The sequence below is a fragment of the Halobacillus litoralis genome (genome assembly GCF_009856415.1).
Lineage (GTDB): Bacteria > Bacillota > Bacilli > Bacillales > Halobacillaceae > Halobacillus > Halobacillus litoralis_C.
In genome coordinates this window covers 191,955-211,637 of record NZ_WMEZ01000002.1, presented here as the reverse complement: position 1 = coordinate 211,637, position 19,683 = coordinate 191,955, and the positions used below count along the sequence as shown (strand labels likewise).

At 42.1% G+C, this 19,683-nt stretch carries 17 protein-coding genes; all 17 read left to right on the top strand.

Annotated features, from left to right (window positions below; translation table 11 throughout):
* Positions 1-42 precede the first annotated feature (42 nt).
* The 17 genes from GLV98_RS06730 to GLV98_RS06650 all read left to right on the top strand — a co-directional run bounded on the left by GLV98_RS06730 (position 43) and on the right by GLV98_RS06650 (position 19,564).
* Positions 43-4,014, top strand: coding sequence for a glycosyltransferase (locus GLV98_RS06730; RefSeq protein ID WP_160913372.1), 3,972 nt, complete (start codon positions 43-45; stop codon positions 4,012-4,014).
* Between the two features lie 411 nt (positions 4,015-4,425).
* Complete coding sequence (locus GLV98_RS06725) at positions 4,426-4,638, top strand: flagellar protein FlaG (protein ID WP_272917284.1); 213 nt, start codon at positions 4,426-4,428, stop codon at positions 4,636-4,638.
* Between the two features lie 12 nt (positions 4,639-4,650).
* On the top strand, positions 4,651-6,192 hold the full coding sequence (locus GLV98_RS06720) for a flagellar hook-associated protein 2 (protein ID WP_160913368.1): 1,542 nt from the start codon (positions 4,651-4,653) through the stop codon (positions 6,190-6,192).
* A gap of 23 nt (positions 6,193-6,215) precedes the next feature.
* The gene (gene fliS, locus GLV98_RS06715) at positions 6,216-6,605 is read left to right on the top strand and encodes a flagellar export chaperone FliS (protein ID WP_160913366.1); all 390 of its coding nucleotides are present in this window, start codon (positions 6,216-6,218) and stop codon (positions 6,603-6,605) included.
* Positions 6,605-6,955, top strand: a complete 351-nt coding sequence (locus GLV98_RS06710; RefSeq protein WP_160913364.1) for a flagellar protein FliT — start codon at positions 6,605-6,607, stop codon at positions 6,953-6,955. Before fliS ends, GLV98_RS06710 begins: the two co-directional genes overlap by 1 nt.
* Before the next feature lie 13 nt (positions 6,956-6,968).
* Complete coding sequence (locus tag GLV98_RS06705; RefSeq protein ID WP_160913362.1) at positions 6,969-7,352, top strand: hypothetical protein; 384 nt, start codon at positions 6,969-6,971, stop codon at positions 7,350-7,352.
* 207 nt (positions 7,353-7,559) lie between these two features.
* The gene (gene hpf / locus GLV98_RS06700; protein ID WP_089651314.1) at positions 7,560-8,117 is read left to right on the top strand and encodes a ribosome hibernation-promoting factor, HPF/YfiA family; all 558 of its coding nucleotides are present in this window, start codon (positions 7,560-7,562) and stop codon (positions 8,115-8,117) included.
* A 192-nt stretch (positions 8,118-8,309) separates the two neighbouring features.
* Positions 8,310-8,492, top strand: a complete 183-nt coding sequence (locus GLV98_RS06695) for a hypothetical protein (protein ID WP_160913360.1) — start codon at positions 8,310-8,312, stop codon at positions 8,490-8,492.
* 121 nt (positions 8,493-8,613) lie between these two features.
* Positions 8,614-11,127 carry a preprotein translocase subunit SecA gene (gene secA, locus GLV98_RS06690; protein WP_160913358.1) on the top strand — a complete coding sequence of 838 codons (2,514 nt, stop codon included), beginning with the start codon at positions 8,614-8,616 and terminating at the stop codon, positions 11,125-11,127.
* A 68-nt stretch (positions 11,128-11,195) separates the two neighbouring features.
* A protein-coding gene (prfB, locus tag GLV98_RS06685) for a peptide chain release factor 2 (protein ID WP_160913356.1) occupies positions 11,196-12,300 on the top strand; the annotation gives its coding sequence in 2 pieces (ribosomal slippage) (positions 11,196-11,267 and positions 11,269-12,300; 1,104 coding nt in all).
* Between the two features lie 100 nt (positions 12,301-12,400).
* Positions 12,401-13,282: a UTP--glucose-1-phosphate uridylyltransferase GalU gene (gene galU / locus GLV98_RS06680; protein WP_160913354.1), complete on the top strand. Its 882-nt coding sequence runs from the start codon at positions 12,401-12,403 to the stop codon at positions 13,280-13,282.
* A gap of 226 nt (positions 13,283-13,508) precedes the next feature.
* Positions 13,509-14,348, top strand: coding sequence for a YitT family protein (locus GLV98_RS06675; RefSeq protein WP_423785006.1), 840 nt, complete (start codon positions 13,509-13,511; stop codon positions 14,346-14,348).
* 51 nt (positions 14,349-14,399) lie between these two features.
* Complete coding sequence (locus GLV98_RS06670) at positions 14,400-14,810, top strand: c-type cytochrome (RefSeq protein ID WP_160913350.1); 411 nt, start codon at positions 14,400-14,402, stop codon at positions 14,808-14,810.
* Positions 14,811-15,055: 245 nt separating this feature from the next.
* Complete coding sequence (ftsE, locus tag GLV98_RS06665) at positions 15,056-15,742, top strand: cell division ATP-binding protein FtsE (protein WP_160913348.1); 687 nt, start codon at positions 15,056-15,058, stop codon at positions 15,740-15,742.
* Between the two features lie 664 nt (positions 15,743-16,406).
* Positions 16,407-17,906, top strand: a complete 1,500-nt coding sequence (locus GLV98_RS06660; protein WP_160913346.1) for a S41 family peptidase — start codon at positions 16,407-16,409, stop codon at positions 17,904-17,906.
* Between the two features lie 110 nt (positions 17,907-18,016).
* On the top strand, positions 18,017-19,204 hold the full coding sequence (locus tag GLV98_RS06655) for a PDZ domain-containing protein (RefSeq protein ID WP_160913344.1): 1,188 nt from the start codon (positions 18,017-18,019) through the stop codon (positions 19,202-19,204).
* 177 nt (positions 19,205-19,381) lie between these two features.
* The gene (locus tag GLV98_RS06650; protein WP_160913342.1) at positions 19,382-19,564 is read left to right on the top strand and encodes a hypothetical protein; all 183 of its coding nucleotides are present in this window, start codon (positions 19,382-19,384) and stop codon (positions 19,562-19,564) included.
* Positions 19,565-19,683: the final 119 nt, after the last annotated feature.

The window sequence follows — 19,683 nt, the reverse complement described above, 5'->3', positions numbered from 1 at the left end:
AAACTTCATAACTAGAAGAAATTCCATAAAGGATGTGTCATCATGTTACCATTTTTGTCGGTTTGTATGATTGTTAAGAATGAGGATAAGGTGTTGAAAAGGTGTCTTAATTCGATTGAGGGAATTGCGGACGAGATAATTATAGTGGACACTGGTTCTGTTGATAATACTAAGAAGATTGCTTTAAGATACTCTGACAAAGTTTATGACTATAATTGGGAAAATGATTTCTCTAAGGCTAGAAATTTTGCAGCAACTAAAGCAAATGGTAAATGGATTTTAGCAATTGACGCAGACGAGTTCGTGGATAGAGAAAGTTTTAAAGCTTTTAAGGAAAACTTAAAGAGTAGGACAACTAAAGAAAACATATTATTAGTACAAATTGTAAATTTTGTTGGTGAGAATGGTGGGGGGACCTCTTTTAACTTTCATGAAAGAATATACAAAAATAATGGTAGGATTAATTATTACCGCAATATCCATGAGTTGTTGAGACATGATAATAAAATGGAGGTTAGAGGAGAATCTGAACTACAAATTTTTCACTCAGGCTACCTTTCAAACACTGTAAGAGGGAAAGGGAAATCTGAACGTAATTTAAGGTTGCTGAATGCCATTAAAGAAAAAGAGGGAATAGACTATTATTTCTTAGGTAATGAGTACTATGCTAAACGTGATTTTGAAAGAGCTATCGTTAATTACAAAAAAGGGTATCAATTGAAGGAAAACATAAACGTTGAATGGGTACCAAGGTTATTAGTCAGATTAATAAATAGTTTACTCTATCTAGATCGTATAAGTGAATCAATCATTGTAGCGCAAACTTCTGCTGATTTGTATCCTGGTTTGGTGGATTTTAATTACCTAATTGCTAAAATCAATATGGCTAACGGAAAAGAATTAGAAGCTATAAATATCCTAGAAAATATTATACAAAAAAAGGACGTATTGATATCTTACTCAAGTAGTGATTTTGCGGAGTACTTACCACATAAGCACTTAGGTAGTTTGTATGAGAAAATAGATAATAGTCAATTAGCTGTCCATCATTACTCTAAGGCGTTATCATTAAATGATTTTGATGACTACGTTTGGATGAGATTAATCTATTTAATTAGCGAGCATTCAACAATGAAAGACCTTAACGACTTCATAAATGATAATTGTGTTGATAGAAATTCTATGAATACAATAAGACTACTTAAAATTTTGTTAAAGGTACCAAATTTCAAAGTGCAAAACCTATCAACATTTTACTTGAATGATCCAAACTTAACTAAAATTCAAAATGAAGCATTAACCCTAAAAAATTTACTTATTAACGGAAAAGACTCCGAGGTTATAACAAAGATTTATGATATGAGTTTCAACCAATTCGCAAGTGTACTAGGTTCTGGACTATTTAATATAGAGGACCTTATTTTATTGATATTAGAAACAAATGAAAAAAAGTTAAAAGAGATTATTGCCCATTTAGAAGCATCTGAATCTATAACGAATTTATTGAATTTCCTATTTGATATTGAAAATAAACGCTTATCAGCATTTGAAGAAAGATTATTTATATCGATTTATAAACTAGCAAATGTTTTACATAGGAAGAAAATAGTTAATATACTTGATAATAAAAAAAATACCCTCCCATTAAATTTCAAAATAAAAATCGATGAAGAGACTGTTTTCTTTTTAAAAGGTATCAAAAAGAGTGGGAAGGATGCGTTAGTTTCTAGTGATGATATGAAAGGAAAAGTAGAAAAATTAATAAATAAGGGACATTTTGATAAAGCAAAAATGCTAATACGGAAATATAAAGAACAATTTCATGGTGATGCAGAAACAGTTTCAATGGAATCTATCATAGCAATTACAGAGAGAGACTATGAATATGCAGAACAAATACTAGTAAAAGGTCTTGAATATGAGGATAATCTAGATTTAATGTACAACTTAGGGTATTTATTTGAAAGAACAGGTGATATAGATAAAGCTTTTATTTACTATAATAGAGCTTTAATCAGATGTGAAAAAGGAAAGTTACAAGAAGAAATCCGAGAAGCAATAAATAACGTTATACTAAAAAGACCTGATTTAGATCAGAAAAAAGTTCTTTTGGTAGCATATGCTTTTCCTCCAATTGGAGGACCAGGTGTTCAAAGGACACTGAAATTCGCGAAATATTTAAGAGATAACGGATGGTCTCCGATTGTGTTGACAGTAGGTAATACTGCGTGGGATTTAAAAGATACATCCTTGCTCCATGAAATAGATGAATCTATCGATGTTATAAGGGTTGATGATATAAAACCACACGATATTGATAATCATGTTATTAAACAAGTAATGACTATGTATAAAGAGTTAATAAATGATGATGATCTATTTAAAGAGTACATTCAAACAATAAATAATCAAGGTAACTTAAATGAGCTTTTATTCATTCCTGAGTATCAATCCGTTTGGGCAAATAAAGTAATAAATAACATCCAGTCTTATTTAAATATAGAAGAAATAGACCTAGTCTATACTAGCGCTGACCCTAACGCTGATAATTTCATAGGTTACTATTTGAAAAAGATCTACAATAAGCCCTGGGTTGCAGATTTTAGAGATGCTTGGACTCAAAATCCATATACCGATTATGTTAAGGAAGGTATAAAATATAAAATTGAATGTTGTATGGAAAGGAATTTAGTAAGGTTTGCTGATAGGTTAGTTACAGTAAGTGAAGTTATTAGTGCTGATTTTATAAACAATTTAGGACTTGATAAAAATAATGTTGAAACAATAACTAATGGATATGATGAATATGATTTCAAAAATATAGCTACTGATAAAGAAGAACACGATTTCTTCACAATAACCCATAATGGATTGTTTTATCAAAAGCGCTCTCCAGTTACTTTTTTAAAGGCTATCAAAAGTATTATTGACAATAGACTAATCCCTGTAAACAAAATTAAGGTTTATTTCACGCGTAAAGATAACTGGGTCGAGTATGTAAAGCAGCTAGGGTTAGACGAAGTGGTTGAGTTTACAGGATACATGAATCACTCTGACAGCCTAGAGTTAGCAATTAAATCCGACTTACTTTTACTTATTGTAGGGGCGGGTGAGGAGAATAAAGGAATTTATCCAGGTAAGATTTTTGAATATTTAAGGTTAAGGAAGCCGATGTTAGCTTTGTCACCAAAAGGTAGCGTAGTAGAGAATTTGGTTGGTAAGTTAGATAGGGGGAGAAACATACATTTTGACGATATTCAAGAAATAGAAAATTATATAGTTAACCAGTTTAATAATTGGAAGACTAATAAAACTACTTTTTTGAACTTGTCAGATGATATAGAAAACTTTGAGAGAAAGAAACTAACTACAAAGTTGAGCGAGGTCTTTAATGATGTTTTAGAAAAAGGGGTCCAATTATCCAATTTCAATGAAAAAGATCACATTTACTATGATGCTATGTATAAGACTGGTGGATGGAATAAGACATACTTTAAACATTATAGTGAGATTCACTATTATGAAGTGTGGAAAAAAGCGCTAGCTATAATAAATGATATTAAAAAGCCTACTATTATAGATATAGGATGTGGACCAGGCCAATTTGCTAATCTTCTATTAGATAATGATGTACATAGATATTTAGGTTTTGACTTTAGTGAAGAAGCCATTGCTATTGCAAAAGAAGTAAATAGTAATTATAAAGAGTTGTTTACTGTTGATAATGCCTACACATCTAGAGTACTCTCTGGTAATTATAATACCGTTGTGTTGTTTGAAGTACTGGAGCACATTAATGATGACTTAAAGATTATATCAAAAGTGAAAAGTAACTCTAATGTTTTACTTTCAGTACCCAATTTTTATTCGGAAAGTCATGTGAGGTGGTTCAGTAGTGAAATGGAAGTGCGTGAACGATATGAAAACTTAATTGAGATTAAAGAAATACAATCTTTCAGTCTAAATGAATCGAATAAGATCTTTTTATTGCACGGCATAAAAAAGAAATTTTAGAGTAAATACAAATTTTTTCATACTATCAAGATTATCTAGGAGGCTAGATAGATGTATCCTTCTGACAATTGGTGTGAATTTATTCATTGATTATATTTCTCATTGTTGTTTCAAACTACAAATAAAACAGGTTATGGAGAATTTTTTTCAATGATTGGTTATCACTCTCACTCCCCTTCCTAGGGTAATAATTGTATAGAGTTCTTGAACATTTGTGTGTTTTTCCGATATAAAAGCAAACAAGCAAATATAAAGGGAGTTGTTGACGTTGAATGTGAGAAGTATTCCTTCCCACTCACAACTCCTGCAGAGAAATCAAGGACAACTTGGTGTTAGTCCATCGGTTCAGGAAAAAACAAATAAATATGAAGCTTTAAACATGAGGTTCCAATTATAGATCAGAAAGAAAAGTTGATGCAAGCTACAGAAAACAGGAATAAGATAATGAAAAAGTTGGAGACATCTCTTCGCTTTCAACTTCATGAAAAGCTTGAAGAATATTATGTACCTATTGTAGACAAACAGACGGATCATGTTATAAAAGAGATTCCACCTAGAAAAATGTTGGATTTATATGCTTCGATTATAGAGTCCATTGGAATTATGGTGGATGATAAAATATAAGTAGGTGAAAAGATGAGTGATATGCGAATCGGAGGCTTAGCTTCCGGCATGGATATAGATAAGCTTGTCAACGATTTGATGCGTGCGGAGCGGCAGCCGCTGAATAAGATGGAGCAGGACCGTGAATGGCTGAAGTGGCAGAGAGATGCGTATCGTGATGTGAATAAGCAGTTGAGCGAACTGGATACGCTTGCTTTTGATATGAAGTTGGAGCGAACGTTCAATTCGAAAAGTGTGACTTCCTCTGATTCTGCTGTTTCAGCGATAGCTACTGCTGCCTCGGGCAATGGTGACTATACGCTAAGCGTGGAACAGGTGGCGACATCGGCGTATAATTACAGCAGAAACCCGATTACTACAGATGGGAAAGCGCTGGACCCTAACGCCAACCTAAGTACTCAGACAGGGAACTTTAAACACGGGCTAACACTCGGGGAAACGTTCTCTATTACTACATACAACGAAGACGGTTCAAAGAATACCCAGTCTTTTGATGTCACTGGAGATAAATCGTTGAACGACATACTTTCAGAAATCAGCGATTCTGATTTAGGTGTACGAGCTTTTTACGACAAAAGCGCAGATCAAGTGATGATTGAAAGAACAGTGACGGGTAACTTTAACCAGAGTGAGGATGAGTTCTTAGGAGCCGAAATTGGCTTTGATGGAAGTGCGGAATTTTTAGCGACCACTTTAGATATTAAAAACGGTGATAACTCCTCTGGAACATGGAAGTTGAATGAAAAAGGTGGAGAAGATGCCAAATTCACGTATAACAATGGTTTGAATATTACATCACATTCCAATCAATATACCTTGAATGGGGTCAACTTTCAGTTCAACGATGTGACAGACGGAAATATCAAAGTCAATGTCTCCAACAACGTCGATGATGCTGTCGACAAAATTGTAGAATTCGTTGATAAATACAACAAGGTCATCGAAGATCTCAATGAAAAGACAGATGAAAAGAGATACCGTGATTTTCCTCCCCTGACAGAAAAGCAGAAAGAGGACATGGAAGAGCAGGAGATTGAACTGTGGGAAGAAAAAGCTAAAAGCGGCATGCTCAAGAATGACTCGGTCATTGAAGGCGGACTGAATCAGATGCGTACGAACTGGTACACGCCGATTGAGAATGACGGAGCCTTCAAGATGATGTCTGAGATTGGAATTACAACTTCCTCCAACTATAGAGATGGGGGCAAACTTTTCATTGACGAAGATGATTTGAGGACAGCCTTAAGTCAGGATCCAGAGTCTGTTCACAAGTTATTTTCAGGAACGGATGAGAACCCTGGTATAGCTCGCAGGTTAGAACAGACCATTGATAACACCGTCCAGTCGATTGAAAAGAAAGCTGGAAAGTCTACTACGGTAGATAATAGCTTTTTGCTTGGGCGTCGAATAGAGGATTTGAATAAAGAAATGGACGATTTTGAAGACCGGTTGATTCAAATTGAAGATCGTTATTGGCGTGAGTTCGGTGCGATGGAAAAAGCGATTCAAAGAATGAACCAGCAATCTGCTTATATTATGCAGAACTTCGGTTAATGGAAAAGGGAGTGTGCGGCTAGATGTCTATCCAAGCCTATCAAAATAATTCAGTAGAAACGGCTTCCCCTGGCGAATTGACGCTGATGCTTTATAATGGGTGCATCAAGTTCATTAAAGTGGCGCGGAAGTCTATCGAAAATAAAGAAATCGAGAAAAAGAACACCAATATACAAAAGGCACAGAAGATCATTCAAGAATTGATGGTGACCATGGATCAGCAGTATGCCATCACAAAAGAGATCATGCCGTTGTACGATTACATGAACCGCCGGTTGATGGAAGCGAATACGGCGAATGATGTGGAGATCTTGGATGAGGTTCAGGGACTTGTTGAAGAATTCAGGGATACTTGGAAGCAGGTTATTCTCGAAGCACGTAAATCACATTATGGACAAGGTGGCAATGCTTGATGAGTGATTGGACTGATTTTTTGTCAATCACGAAAGAACTGGATGAGCTCGTTCATCGTCCCATTCACGAAAAAAACCGCGCCGCCATCGTTGAGCAGGTCGATGTTCTTTTGGATAAGAGGGAAGCAATGTTAAGGGGCTTGCCACAGCCTTCCCCTGAAGAAAAAGAGTTGGTTCAACAAATCATTCAAAGTGATTTGAAGGTGAATCAGAAGCTTGAGTTTCTTTTTGATGGATTGAAGCGTGATATGCGAAACATGAAGAAGCAGAAGGCTAGTAAGCAACGCTACACCAACCCATACAAGAGCGTCTCGGGTTACGACGGGACGTATGTAGACCATAAAAAGTAGAATAGGTGATTTTTTGTCAGAACTTACAGCAGAACAGCACCATATGCTAGAACAGTATGATCAGCTGTTAGACACCATCAGTGAAGGTTTGGAGTACTTGGAGAATAACATTACTGCAGAGGCTCCGCCACAAACCCAACAGGTATTCCAGGACGTCTTACTAGGATTGGAACAGGTGAGCAGAAGCCATGACCAGATGGCTGTCCTCTTTGAGGAGCGTGAAGAAATTCAACCGCTCATCATCGACTTCCATGAAGTCGTCCAGATGCTTCAGGGGTGGTTCTCACTTGAAAGAAACGAAGAAAAACGAGGCTTACTTGTAGAAAAAGTTGTGCCTGCCTATGAGGCTTGGCGTACACGAATGCAGGGCTTTGTAAAACCTTATATCTCTCATTGATTCCAAAGCGTCTACCCCTTTGTAGACGCTTTTGTTATGCCGAAATCTATCAATTTCTGTCCTTCATTTCCCAGAGGAATCCTTAATTTCTACTTTTTCCAACAATTACCGACACAAATTAGACAAAATATTTCGAAAGTTTATGCAGGAATGGGCGTGGGTATGATAGAATATATATCACATAAGGATGAAAGGAGGACACTTCTAATGCTACAATACAACATTCGTGGTGAAAACTTGGAAGTGACGGATTCTATTAAAGAATATGTGGAGAAAAAGGTGAGCAAGCTTGAACGCTACTTTGATACTCCGCCGTCTTCCGAGGTACACGTTAATTTAAGTGTCTATAATGATGAGCAGACAATCGAGGTCACAATTCCGATGAAGAATCTACTTCTTCGTGCTGAGGAACACAACACAGATTTATACGCTGCCATCGACCTTGTGGTAGATAAATTGGAACGACAAATTCGCAAGCATAAAACGAAAGTGAATCGTAAGTTCCGACAAGAGGGTGCTCCGAAATACGTCTTTGCCGAGCTTGAACGTGAAGCTCAGCAGCAAACGCAAACACTTGATGATGAGTTTGATGTTGATATCGTGAAAACGAAGCGTTTTGATTTGAAACCGATGGATAGTGAAGAAGCGGCACTGCAGATGGATATGCTTGGGCACAACTTCTTCGTCTTTACAAACGCGGATACTGATGAAACGAACATTGTTTATAAACGTCGTGACGGCCGTTATGGTTTGATCGAAACTTGATAGGTTCATAGAGTAAGCGCCTCTGCTACGGCAGAGGCGTTTTTTTGTTTTTCAATAAGGAATGGGATGAAAAACGAATCTTTGCTAGAGGAAAATTAATTTTCCATCATTATTAGGTACATAAAATGGGATTTTGCGCTTTGGCTCATTTTTGGAATTAGTAGTATAAAGGATACAACAGGAGGTGATAGCATGAATGGCAAGGAGTTTGAATACATTTATAAGCGCTTGAACCAGCAGGAAGAAACGATCGCTCAGCTTGTGGAAATCATCGGAGCGACGAATCGCCGCATTACGGATTTGGACCGCCGGCAGCTCGGGGTTGAACACCATATCATCCGTGAACGTCCCCTCTCTTTTACCCCCTCTACATAATTCTTTCACCGGTGTCCCTGGTCCTATGTCATTGATTGTCAGGCCGCTTCTCTTAGTGTTATGATAATAGAGGATTAAACTATTCAACCGAAGTTCGGAAATCAACAGAGGAGCGGTTGCAATGCTTGGTACTTTAAAGAAGATCTTTGGCGATGGGAATACCCGTCAATTGAAGCGATTGGAGAAAATCGCCGATGACATCGAAGCGATGGAATCGCAAATCGAAAAAATGTCTGATGATGAGTTGAAAAATAAGACAGAAGAATTCAAAGAACGCTATCAAAAAGGCGAAGATTTAGATGATATGTTGGTCGAAGCTTTCGCGGTTGTACGTGAAGCTTCTAAACGTGTGCTTGAAATGCGTCCGTTCCGCGTACAGCTCTTAGGTGCAATCGCGCTTCATGAGGGAAACATCGCGGAGATGAAAACCGGTGAAGGTAAAACACTGGCGTCTACGATGCCGGCGTACTTGAACGCGATTACTGGAAAAGGCGTGCACATCATCACGGTCAACGATTATTTGGCGAGCCGTGACGCTACAGAGATGGGCCAGCTTTTCCAATTCCTTGGATTGACGGTCGGGTTGAACTCGAACGGCATGTCAAAGGATGAAAAACGTGAAGCGTACCTAGCGGATATTACGTATGGTACGAACAATGAGTTCGGATTCGACTACTTGCGTGATAACATGGTGCTTTACAAGGAGCAGATGGTTCAGCGTCCGCTTCACTTCGCGATCATTGATGAGGTCGACTCAATCTTGATTGACGAAGCGCGTACACCATTGATTATCAGTGGCTCAGCATCAAAATCCGCTGATCTCTATCAGGGAGCGAACTCTTTTGTTCGTTTACTCGCGAATGAAGAAGATTATACGTATGACGAAAAAACGAAGAACGTTCAGCTTACAGAAGAAGGAATCAACAAAGCCGAGCGCTTTTTCAAAATCGAGAACTTGTTCGATCTTTCTAACGTATCCTTGATTCACCACATCAACCAGGGGCTCAAGGCGCATACGTCGATGCAGAAGGATACCGACTATGTTGTCGAGGACGGCGAAGTGGTCATCGTCGACCAGTTCACCGGTCGTCTAATGAAAGGCCGCCGCTATAGTGACGGATTGCACCAGGCGATTGAAGCGAAAGAAGGGCTCGAAATTCAAAACGAGAGCCAGACGCTTGCTTCGATCACGTTCCAGAACCTTTTCCGTATGTATGAAAAGCTTTCCGGTATGACCGGTACAGCGAAGACCGAGGAAGAGGAATTCCTGAACATCTACAACATGCGTGTTATCGTCATTCCGACGAACCGTGATATCATCCGTGATGACAAAGCGGATCTTGTGTACAAGACGATGGACGGGAAGTTCAAAGCGGTTGTCGAGGATATTAAGGAACGCCATGAAAATGGACAGCCGGTGCTTGTCGGTACGGTAGCGGTCGAAACATCCGAAATCATCTCCCGCTACTTGAATAAAGCGGGTGTTCCGCATAACGTCCTGAACGCGAAAAACCACTTCCGTGAAGCGGAAATCATTGAAAACGCCGGTCAGAAGGGTGCCGTAACGATCGCGACGAACATGGCCGGTCGTGGTACCGACATCAAACTCGGTGAAGGTGTCAGAGAAGCCGGAGGTCTCGCGGTCATTGGTACGGAGCGTCACGAATCGCGCCGTATTGATAACCAGCTTCGTGGTCGATCCGGTCGTCAGGGAGATCCGGGAATGTCCCAGTTCTACCTTGCGACAGATGACGAATTGATGCGTCGTTTCGCATCTGACAACATTCGCAGCATGATGGACAGACTCGGGATGGACGACTCTCAGCCAATCGAAAGTAAAATGATCTCTCGTGCTGTTGAATCCGCCCAAAAACGTGTGGAAGGAAACAACTTCGATGCACGTAAGACAATTCTTTCTTATGACGATGTCCTGCGTCAGCAGCGTGAGGTCATTTACAAGCAGCGTTATGATGTGCTCACTTCCGAAAACTTGCGTGAAATCATTGAACAAATGATCGAGCGTACCGTTTCTAAAACGGTCGGCACTCACACAAGTGAAGAAGAAGAGGAGAACTGGGAGCTTGAAAGCCTGGTCGAATACCTGCGTGCGAACTTGCTGCATGAAGGCGATGTAACGGTGGATGACCTGAAAGGAAAAGACCCTCAGGAGATGGAGGAGCTTATCCTTGAAAAAGTGAAACAGCGTTATGACGAGAAAGAAGAAGAATTGACGCCTGAACAGATGCGTGAGTTTGAAAAAGTCATTCTGCTTCGTACGGTCGACCAGAAGTGGATGGATCACATTGATCAGATGGACCAATTGCGTCAGGGAATCCACCTGCGTGCCTACGGTCAAAACGATCCGCTTCGTGAATATAATTTCGAAGGCTTCCGTATGTTTGAACAGATGGTTGCCAATATTGATGAAGAGGTTTCCCGCTACATCATGAAGGCACAGATCCGCAACAACCTGCAGCGTCAGGAAGTGGCACAGGGAGCACAGGCCGTCTCAGGCGGCAGTGAAAGTAAAGAGCCGAAGAAAAAATCCCCGGTCGTGAAAAAGGATCATGTGCGTCGTAACGACCCATGTCCTTGCGGAAGCGGGAAGAAATATAAAAATTGTCACGGAAAATAAGAGGTTGAGGCACTCTCTTTCTAGAGGGTGTCTTCCCTTGTTTTAAGAATCATATAGGAGTGATTGATATGGATATGGCAGAAATCCGCCATGCATTGGATAATACAGCTAAGCGATTAGCGGACTTCAGGGGGTCTCTTTGACGTCGATCAAAGAAAAACCCGTATTGCAGAACTAGAAGAACAAATGACCGAGCCGGGCTTCTGGGATGACCAGAACACAGCGCAAAAGGTCATTGACGAAGTGAATGGACTGAAAGGATTGGTCCATACGCTGGAAGAGCATGAAGAAACGCATGAGAATCTGGAAGTTTCTTATGAGCTTGTCAAAGAAGAAGATGATGAAGAATTGCGTGAGGATCTCGAACAGGAAGTCCAGCAGCTGAAGAAGGACCTTGACCAATTCGAACTGAACATCCTGTTGAGCGAGCCTTACGACAAGAACAACGCGATTCTTGAGCTTCACCCGGGTGCAGGTGGTACCGAATCCCAGGACTGGGCGAGCATGCTTCTACGTATGTACACACGCTGGGCAGAGAAGAGAGGTTTTTCTGTTTCGACGATGGACTATCTTCCTGGGGATGAAGCAGGCGTGAAGAGCGTGACTCTTTTGATTAAAGGTCACAATGCGTACGGTTATTTGAAAGCAGAAAAAGGCGTTCACCGTCTCGTAAGAATTTCTCCTTTCGATTCTTCCGGCCGCCGTCACACTTCTTTTGTTTCGTGTGAAGTGATGCCGGAGTTCAACGATGAAATTGAAATCGATGTTCGGACAGAAGACTTGAAAATCGACACGTATCGTTCCAGTGGTGCCGGTGGACAGCACGTCAACACAACAGACTCTGCCGTCCGTATCACCCACTTGCCAACGAATACGGTCGTGACGTGTCAGTCCGAGCGTTCTCAGATTAAAAACCGTGACCAAGCGATGAAAATGTTGAAGGCGAAGCTCTATCAGCTGGAGATCGAACGCCAACAGCAACAGCTTGATGATATCCGCGGTGAACAAAAAGAAATCGGATGGGGAAGCCAAATCCGCTCTTATGTGTTCCACCCTTATTCCATGGTGAAAGACCATCGTACGAATGAAGAGGTTGGTAACACACAAGGCGTGATGGATGGTGACCTTGATAAATTCATCAACTCTTACCTCCGCTCTAAAATGGATGGTTAATAAGGAAGACTCTCACTGAGGTGAGGGTCTTTTTTTCTGTTCAGCTTATACTATTTTTGCTACTATGAAGTTATATTACATACAAAGGGGCGAATAGAGAATGAAGGTGAAAAAAGCGATTATTCCTGCAGCTGGACTTGGCACACGTTTTTTACCCGCTACAAAAGCGATGCCGAAAGAAATGCTTCCAGTTGTCGATAAGCCGACGATTCAATATATTGTGGAGGAAGCGATCCAATCAGGGATCGAGGATATTATCATCGTGACAGGAAAAGGGAAACGTGCGATTGAGGATCACTTTGATCATGCGTTTGAACTTGAGGATAATCTTTACAAAAAAGGAAAGCTTGATCTCCTTGAAGAAGTTCAGCAATCCGCTGAAGTTGACATTCATTATATTCGCCAAAAAGAACCAAAAGGACTTGGACATGCCGTCTGGTGTGCACGCAAGTTTATCGGGGACGAACCATTTGCCGTCCTGCTTGGAGATGACATCGTTCGCTCGAATGAACCTTGTTTGAAGCAGTTGATCGACCAATATGAAGAAACACAATCGTCCGTCATCGGTGTCAAACAAGTGCCGGAAGATGAGACCGATCGTTACGGAATTATTGCACCTGAGAAACAAGAGGGCAGACGCTATCAAGTGAAGCATTTTGTTGAAAAGCCGGCCGTCGGAGAAGCACCGTCGAATTTAGCGATCATCGGCCGTTATGTGTTTGCACCGGAGATCATGGATCTGCTTGGCACCCAAGAAGAAGGAAGAGGCGGAGAGATCCAGTTGACGGATGCGATAGAGCGTCTAAACCTTGATCAGCCTGTGTACGGGTATGAGTTTGAAGGCGAGCGATTTGATGTAGGAGACCAGCTCGGCTTTATTAAAACGACTCTCGCCATTGCGATGGAACGAGAAAACATGCGGGACGATGTCCTTGCGCTATTAGCTGAGGTTATGGAAAAACAAGAATCGATGAATTCATGAAAGGAAGCGGCGGGTCTTAGGACTCGTCGCTTTTGTATAGAAGTGCAGAGGAAACAAAAACTAAAAGGAATACGACATCTTGCTCCTTTACCGTGTTAATACGTTATTTTACTCTCATTTACAGGAGATTTCCCTAGTGTTATACTCCTTACGGTTTATGGAGAACGATACATAGGGAGAGTCGAACAGCATGATGATGATGGCAAAAAAATATCGACGAGAGCCGATGCCACCGGCACTCAGACAATCACTGGATTATGGCTTGGTCATTCTTGGATCATTTTTTGTGGCGTTAGCATTCAATTTATTTTTATTACCGAATAATATCGCCTCTGGAGGAGTAGCAGGTGTCAGTACGATCACGAAAGGCGTGTTCGGCTGGGAGCCTGGAGTCGTCCAGTGGGTGTTGAACATTCCTCTGTTCATTATGGGCGTTGTCATATTAGGAAAAAACTTTGGTCTGAAGTCATTCGTCGGGACCGTTACTTTGCCACTGTTCGTTTTATTGACGAGTGAAATGGCACCAGCAACACCGAATCCTTTACTTGGTGCGATTTTCGGTGGAATGGGCGTCGGTCTAGGACTTGGCATCGTTTTTAGAGGACGAGCATCAACAGGGGGCATTGACTTAGCCGCGCAAGTCCTGCACAAATTCACCCATCTACCGCTAGGGATCAGTGTCGCTCTGCTGGATGGAATGATTGTCCTAACATCGGCGATTGTATTTTCACTCGAAGAAGGTTTGTATGCGCTTATAGGGTTATTTGCAACCAGTCGGACGATCGACTTTGTGCAAGTGGGACTGAACACATCGAAAAATGTGATGATCATTACCGAGGATGTCGATGAAGTGCGCTCCGCCATTTTTGAACAAATCGACCGTGGCGTAACCGTATTGAGTGGAGCTGGGGGCTACACAGACCGCGAACGCCGGGTCGTCATGTGCGTCGTCCAGCAGAATGAATTCATCAAATTGACACAAACCGTAAAAACGGTTGACCCGGGTGCGTTCGTTGTCGCGATGAATGCCACCGAAGTACTCGGTGAGGGTTTCAAAACCTCGTGACTCGGTTATAATATCTCTATATCTCATCAAAATACGAGAGGGGATACAGGAATGAAAAAACTATTATCTGCTCTATTTTTAGGGCTGATCCTCGTCTTAAGTGCCTGTGGGGGCGGCGGAGACGAAGGAGCGACTGATGACAGCGCGAACGATGAAACGACAGAAGAACAAACCGGTGAAGATTCTGGTGAAGGTACAGATGAAGGTACTTCTGACAGCGGTGACGGTGAGACTGTCGACACAGCGGCAGCAGAAAAAGTTTATCAAAACAACTGTGCCAGCTGCCACGGCGGTGAACTTGGCGGTGGAATGGGACCAGCTCTTACTGAAGTAGGTTCCAAGTACTCAGCAGAAGATATCGTTGGAGTCATTAAAAATGGTAAAGGCGGCATGCCCGCTCAAGATCAAGTGTCTGATGAAGATGCTCAGCTTGTAGCAAGCTGGCTTGCGACAATGAAATAAGTTTCTAATGAAAAGTCTGGTGAAGCACCAGGCTTTTTTTGTACTCAGATTTATGGACTAGACCTCTGTTACCACGAAGGGGGTTTTAGAAGATTATGCTATATTAGTGTAATAACGATCACATGAAAAACAAATGTAATAATTTCATGTCTAAATAGATCGAAAATTAATGTTATAATAAATGTGTTTGTAGACAAGAGAGAAGACAACTGACTTAACATTATGAGAGATACAGGTGATTTTACATGATTAATATGCAAGGAGTATATAAAACATATCCGAATGGAGTCACAGCTTTGAACGGCCTGGATATCCGTATCGACCAGGGAGAATTCGTCTATGTCGTAGGACCGAGTGGCGCAGGGAAATCCACATTCACGAAGTTGATCTACAGAGAAGAAAAGCCGACAACAGGAACGGTTCTCGTGAATGATATGGATACATCAACAATGAAGCAGCGTCGCATCCCTATGCTGCGCCGCCAGATTGGTGTCGTCTATCAGGACTTCCGTTTATTACCGACACTTACCGTTTATGAAAACGTAGCTTTTGCGCTTGAAGTCATTGAAGAGAACCCTCAAAACATCCGCCGCCGTGTCATGGACGTGCTGGATCAAGTCCGTCTGAAAAACAAAGCACGCTTCCTCCCTGATGAACTTTCCGGAGGAGAGCAGCAGCGTGTATCCATCGCACGTGCGATTGTGAACCATCCGAAAGTGTTGATCGCTGATGAGCCGACAGGTAACCTGGATCCAGAGACATCCTGGGAAATCATGCACATCCTTGAGGAAATCAATGAAGCAGGGACAACTGTATTAATGGCGACCCACAGCCAGGAAATTGTTAATACGATCCGAAAGCGTGTCATCGCGATCGAAGACGGCATGGTCGTACGTGACCAAAGCAATGGAGAATATGGATACGAAATGTAAATGCATGCAGACTGTCTCGATTATGAGATGGTCTTTTTCTTTGCTTTCATACAAGTTTGGCACCGGCTTTTTTGCTTTTGGTGCCAGGCACTAGAAAGGCTGGGTGTGGTGCCTGACACCAAAAGGAAGTGAAGCGGTGCCAGGCACTAGAAAGGCTGGGTGTGGTGCCTGACACTAAAAGGAAGTGAAGCGGTGCCAGACACTAGAAAGACTATGTGTGGTGCCTGACACCAAAAGGAAGTGAAGCGGTGCCAGGCACTAGAAAGGCTGGGTGTGGTGCCTGACACCAAAAGGAAGTGAAGCGGTGCCAGGCACTAGAAAGACTATGTGTGGTGCCTGACACTAAAAGGAAGCGGAGCAGTGCCTGGCACTGCACACTGCTTCACCGGTACCAGGTACCCCATATTTTTATTCTGTACCTGGTACCAATCCGACAGTTCTCTGTACTTGGAACTAACATGGGAACCGAACTTGAATGTCTACGATTCTCACATCTGATCCATTTACAGGTAGATAGATAGGTGGGGATGTCCTATAATGAAATGGACATGCTATCGTCAGTTTTGGCATAGATTAACTCAGGGAACAATCGTTGATTTACGGTGAAGGCGCTTTTTTGCTAGTATAGAGGCAACATGAAATCCAAAATAGAAGGGTGAATGCGATGAATATAAAACCGCGCTACGTTGCGCTGCTGATGGCGCTAGCGGTCCTATTTGGAGCGGCAGGCTCGTACATAGGAATAGAATACTTCGCTGACGGCACGAACGAACAGGCACAATCTGAACAGTATGCAGATAAAAATGCGGAGAACTTTGGGAGTCTGTCCGAAGAGGAACAAAAGGCATTCATACAAAATATGTCCGGCAACACCGATTTAAAAAAGGTGGAACAGGCATTCAGTACGATCCAGGAAAATTACGTAGAAGAAGTAGATAAAAACACCCTTGTTGAAGGGGCGATTCAGGGAATGCTCGATACGCTTGAGGATCCATACAGTGTGTATATGGACCCTGAAACGATGGAGCAGTTCAACCAAACGATCGAATCCTCTTTCCAGGGAATCGGTGCTGAAGTGAGTATGGTCAATGATAAGGTGACCATTGTAGCGCCTATCAAAGGCTCCCCTGCAGAAGAAGCAGGCTTGAAGCCGAACGATCAAATTTTGAAAGTGGATGGTGACAGTGTCGAAGGTCTTGACCTTTATGAAGCCGTTCTGAAGATTCGTGGGGAAAAAGGGACGGAAGTGACATTGCAAATCGACCGCCCAGGAGTCAGTGAACCACTCAACATCGATATCACCCGTGATGATATTCCATTAGAAACGGTGTACAGCGATACGAAAGAAGTGAACGGCAAAAAAGCTGGCATTATTGAAATCACCTCCTTTTCTGAGAAAACATCCGACGAATTCCATCAAGCTTTAGAGAAGCTTGAAAAGGATGGGATGGACGGCCTTGTCATCGATGTGCGTGGAAATCCTGGCGGGTTGTTTACAGACGTTCAGGAGATTTTGAAAGAGTTCATTCCGAAAGATAAGCCGATTGTTCAGGTAGAAGACCGCAAAGGTGAGAAAACGCGTTATTTCTCTGAAAATGAGGAGAAAAAGCCGTATCCAATTACTGTGTTGATGGACGAAGGAAGTGCATCGGCTTCGGAAATTTTAGCTGCAACGATGCAGGAAGCAGGCGGTTATGATCTCGTCGGAACGAAAAGTTTCGGTAAAGGGACCGTTCAGCAAGCGTTACCGATGGGCGATGGCAGTACAATCAAGCTGACCTTGTTCAAGTGGTTGACTCCGAACGGCAATTGGATCCACGAGAAAGGGATCGAACCGACGGTGAAAGTGAAACAGCCGGAATACTTTTACACGAATCCGGTGGAAGTGGAAGAACCGCTTCAATACAATGACAATGATGAAAAAGTGAAAAACATTCAAATCATGCTGGAAGGTCTCGGACATGACCCTGGCCGCTCAGACGGATACTACAGCAAAGAAACAGAAGCTGCCGTTAAAAAGTTCCAAGAAGAAGCGGGGCTGGAAGCGACAGGCGTGGTTGATGAGAAGACCGGCGGGAAGCTTGAAGAAGCGATCATAAAAGAAGTGAGAGACGAGAAAAACGACAAACAAATGCAAAAAGCGGTCGAGGTCTTGTTTCAATAGGCAGGAATTTGCCGCTGGATGACGAATTATATCCGTAGTCTGTGACTGCGGATTTTTTCGTTATTGGGTATAGACAACAGAGAGCGACACGACTTGAAAGGAGAATCATGTTGGACGTTTGGTTGATGGAATTTGCAAAAGGGATCGGGATGCTGTTCACCCTCCCATTTTTATACATAGCATTAGCGATGATTTTCATCGTTTCTGGAAAACGAGTGAAAGAGGAACGATCGGCGTTTGGTACACGAATCTTTGACCGCTTCACCGAATGGAAAGGAACGTGGGGGACGGCCCTCATAAGTGGCCTCATTTTATCTATGATGGCGGTTGCTGGAGGAATGGTGTTTAGTTATCCATTGCTTCTTCTGATAGCTGGGATATTGCTTATTGTCAGTTTAACCGGGAAATTGAGCTGGTACTCTTCTGCTTATACGCTAGGGTTGAGTTACCTGGTCTTGCTTGTCATTCCCTATCTACCTGAATCTGTGCAACGTTACGATTGGGTGGGAACACTCCAGGAGACACCTCTCCACACACTTGCGGTTTTGATGGCCGTTCTTTTATTAACCGAATCGATCCTGATGCTGCGCACAACAACTGCTCACACGTATCCTGAACGCTTAAAAGGGACTCGGGGAATGTGGATTGGTCAGCACCGGTCAAGAAGGATGACGATTGTTCCGTTCCTGGCCCTGTTTCCAGCGGGCATGATTGAACCATTTGCCCCGTGGTGGCCGATGATTTCGCTTGGTGGAGATCCATATGGATTGATTCTTATTCCTTTTGTCATGGGATGGGAATGGAAAGCTCGCGGGCAGTCTCCTATCGTCGCAGCAAAAACGATGGGACGACACATTTTTCTTTTGTCTATTGTCATCCTTGGGCTTGCCGTGGGGAGCTTTTTCATAGGCGTCTTATCACTCGCAGCTGTGATGATTGGCTTCGTTGGCCGTGAATTCATATTTGTGATGCACCGGATGCGTGAAGAGAAAGCCCCGTTCTTTTCTTCTACGAAAAAAGGCATCCGAATTCTCGGTGTCATCCCAGGGAGTCCCGCCGATCAAATGGGACTCACCCCTGGTGAAGTCATTGAACGGGTGAATACCATCCCTGTACGAAGGGAAAATCAATTTTATGAAGCTCTGCAAAATTCAGGGGCGTTTACGAAAATGGAAGTACGTGATGAATGGGGAGAAAACCGCTATGTGCAGCGGGCGATGTATGAAGGCGAACACTATGAACTTGGACTCGTCTTCGTTGAACCGGCGATCCATGAAGAATCCGTAGGCTTTTTTTAACTGTAAATAGCATTCATTCATTATATTCTAAGAAGATGTCATGATGGGATCGAGAATTTGGTGAGATGGATAGGAAATGTTAACTGAAGCATTAGGTGCGAATGATGGATTACCAATAAATGTTTATTCCCTCTTCCTACGGGTACGTGAAACCAAAAGCCTTCAAGGAGGAGACCAATGAATCCGAAAGTTAAACTAGCCATTTTAGTCATAGGTGCTTTAATAATGATCGGTTCTCTGATTTATGACTTCACCGCGGGGCATGTTGGTTATCGAACGATCAAAGTGATCGGTGTGGTCATTATTTTCGGGTATATGGGATATACCTACTTTTCTAGTAATCGAGAAAGTGAATTGTAAAATAACCTCTTCCGAAAGAAATCATAGGTTTTTCGAACTCGGAGCGAGTGTCTTTACCTCGCTTAATATGAAGAATCGAGTTTTGTAGACGGGGATTGTCTAATAAATCTTACTTATTC

Coding starts and splice junctions, on each gene's coding strand:
- GLV98_RS06720 (WP_160913368.1), top strand. CDS start 4,651: ATGAGTGATATGCGAATCGGAGGCTTAGCTTCCGGCATGGATATAGAT.
- hpf (WP_089651314.1), top strand. CDS start 7,560: ATGCTACAATACAACATTCGTGGTGAAAACTTGGAAGTGACGGATTCT.
- ftsE (WP_160913348.1), top strand. CDS start 15,056: ATGATTAATATGCAAGGAGTATATAAAACATATCCGAATGGAGTCACA.
- fliS (WP_160913366.1), top strand. CDS start 6,216: ATGTCTATCCAAGCCTATCAAAATAATTCAGTAGAAACGGCTTCCCCT.
- GLV98_RS06695 (WP_160913360.1), top strand. CDS start 8,310: ATGAATGGCAAGGAGTTTGAATACATTTATAAGCGCTTGAACCAGCAG.
- GLV98_RS06650 (WP_160913342.1), top strand. CDS start 19,382: ATGAATCCGAAAGTTAAACTAGCCATTTTAGTCATAGGTGCTTTAATA.
- GLV98_RS06670 (WP_160913350.1), top strand. CDS start 14,400: ATGAAAAAACTATTATCTGCTCTATTTTTAGGGCTGATCCTCGTCTTA.
- GLV98_RS06675 (WP_423785006.1), top strand. CDS start 13,509: ATGCCACCGGCACTCAGACAATCACTGGATTATGGCTTGGTCATTCTT.
- GLV98_RS06710 (WP_160913364.1), top strand. CDS start 6,605: ATGAGTGATTGGACTGATTTTTTGTCAATCACGAAAGAACTGGATGAG.
- GLV98_RS06660 (WP_160913346.1), top strand. CDS start 16,407: ATGAATATAAAACCGCGCTACGTTGCGCTGCTGATGGCGCTAGCGGTC.
- galU (WP_160913354.1), top strand. CDS start 12,401: ATGAAGGTGAAAAAAGCGATTATTCCTGCAGCTGGACTTGGCACACGT.
- secA (WP_160913358.1), top strand. CDS start 8,614: ATGCTTGGTACTTTAAAGAAGATCTTTGGCGATGGGAATACCCGTCAA.
- GLV98_RS06730 (WP_160913372.1), top strand. CDS start 43: ATGTTACCATTTTTGTCGGTTTGTATGATTGTTAAGAATGAGGATAAG.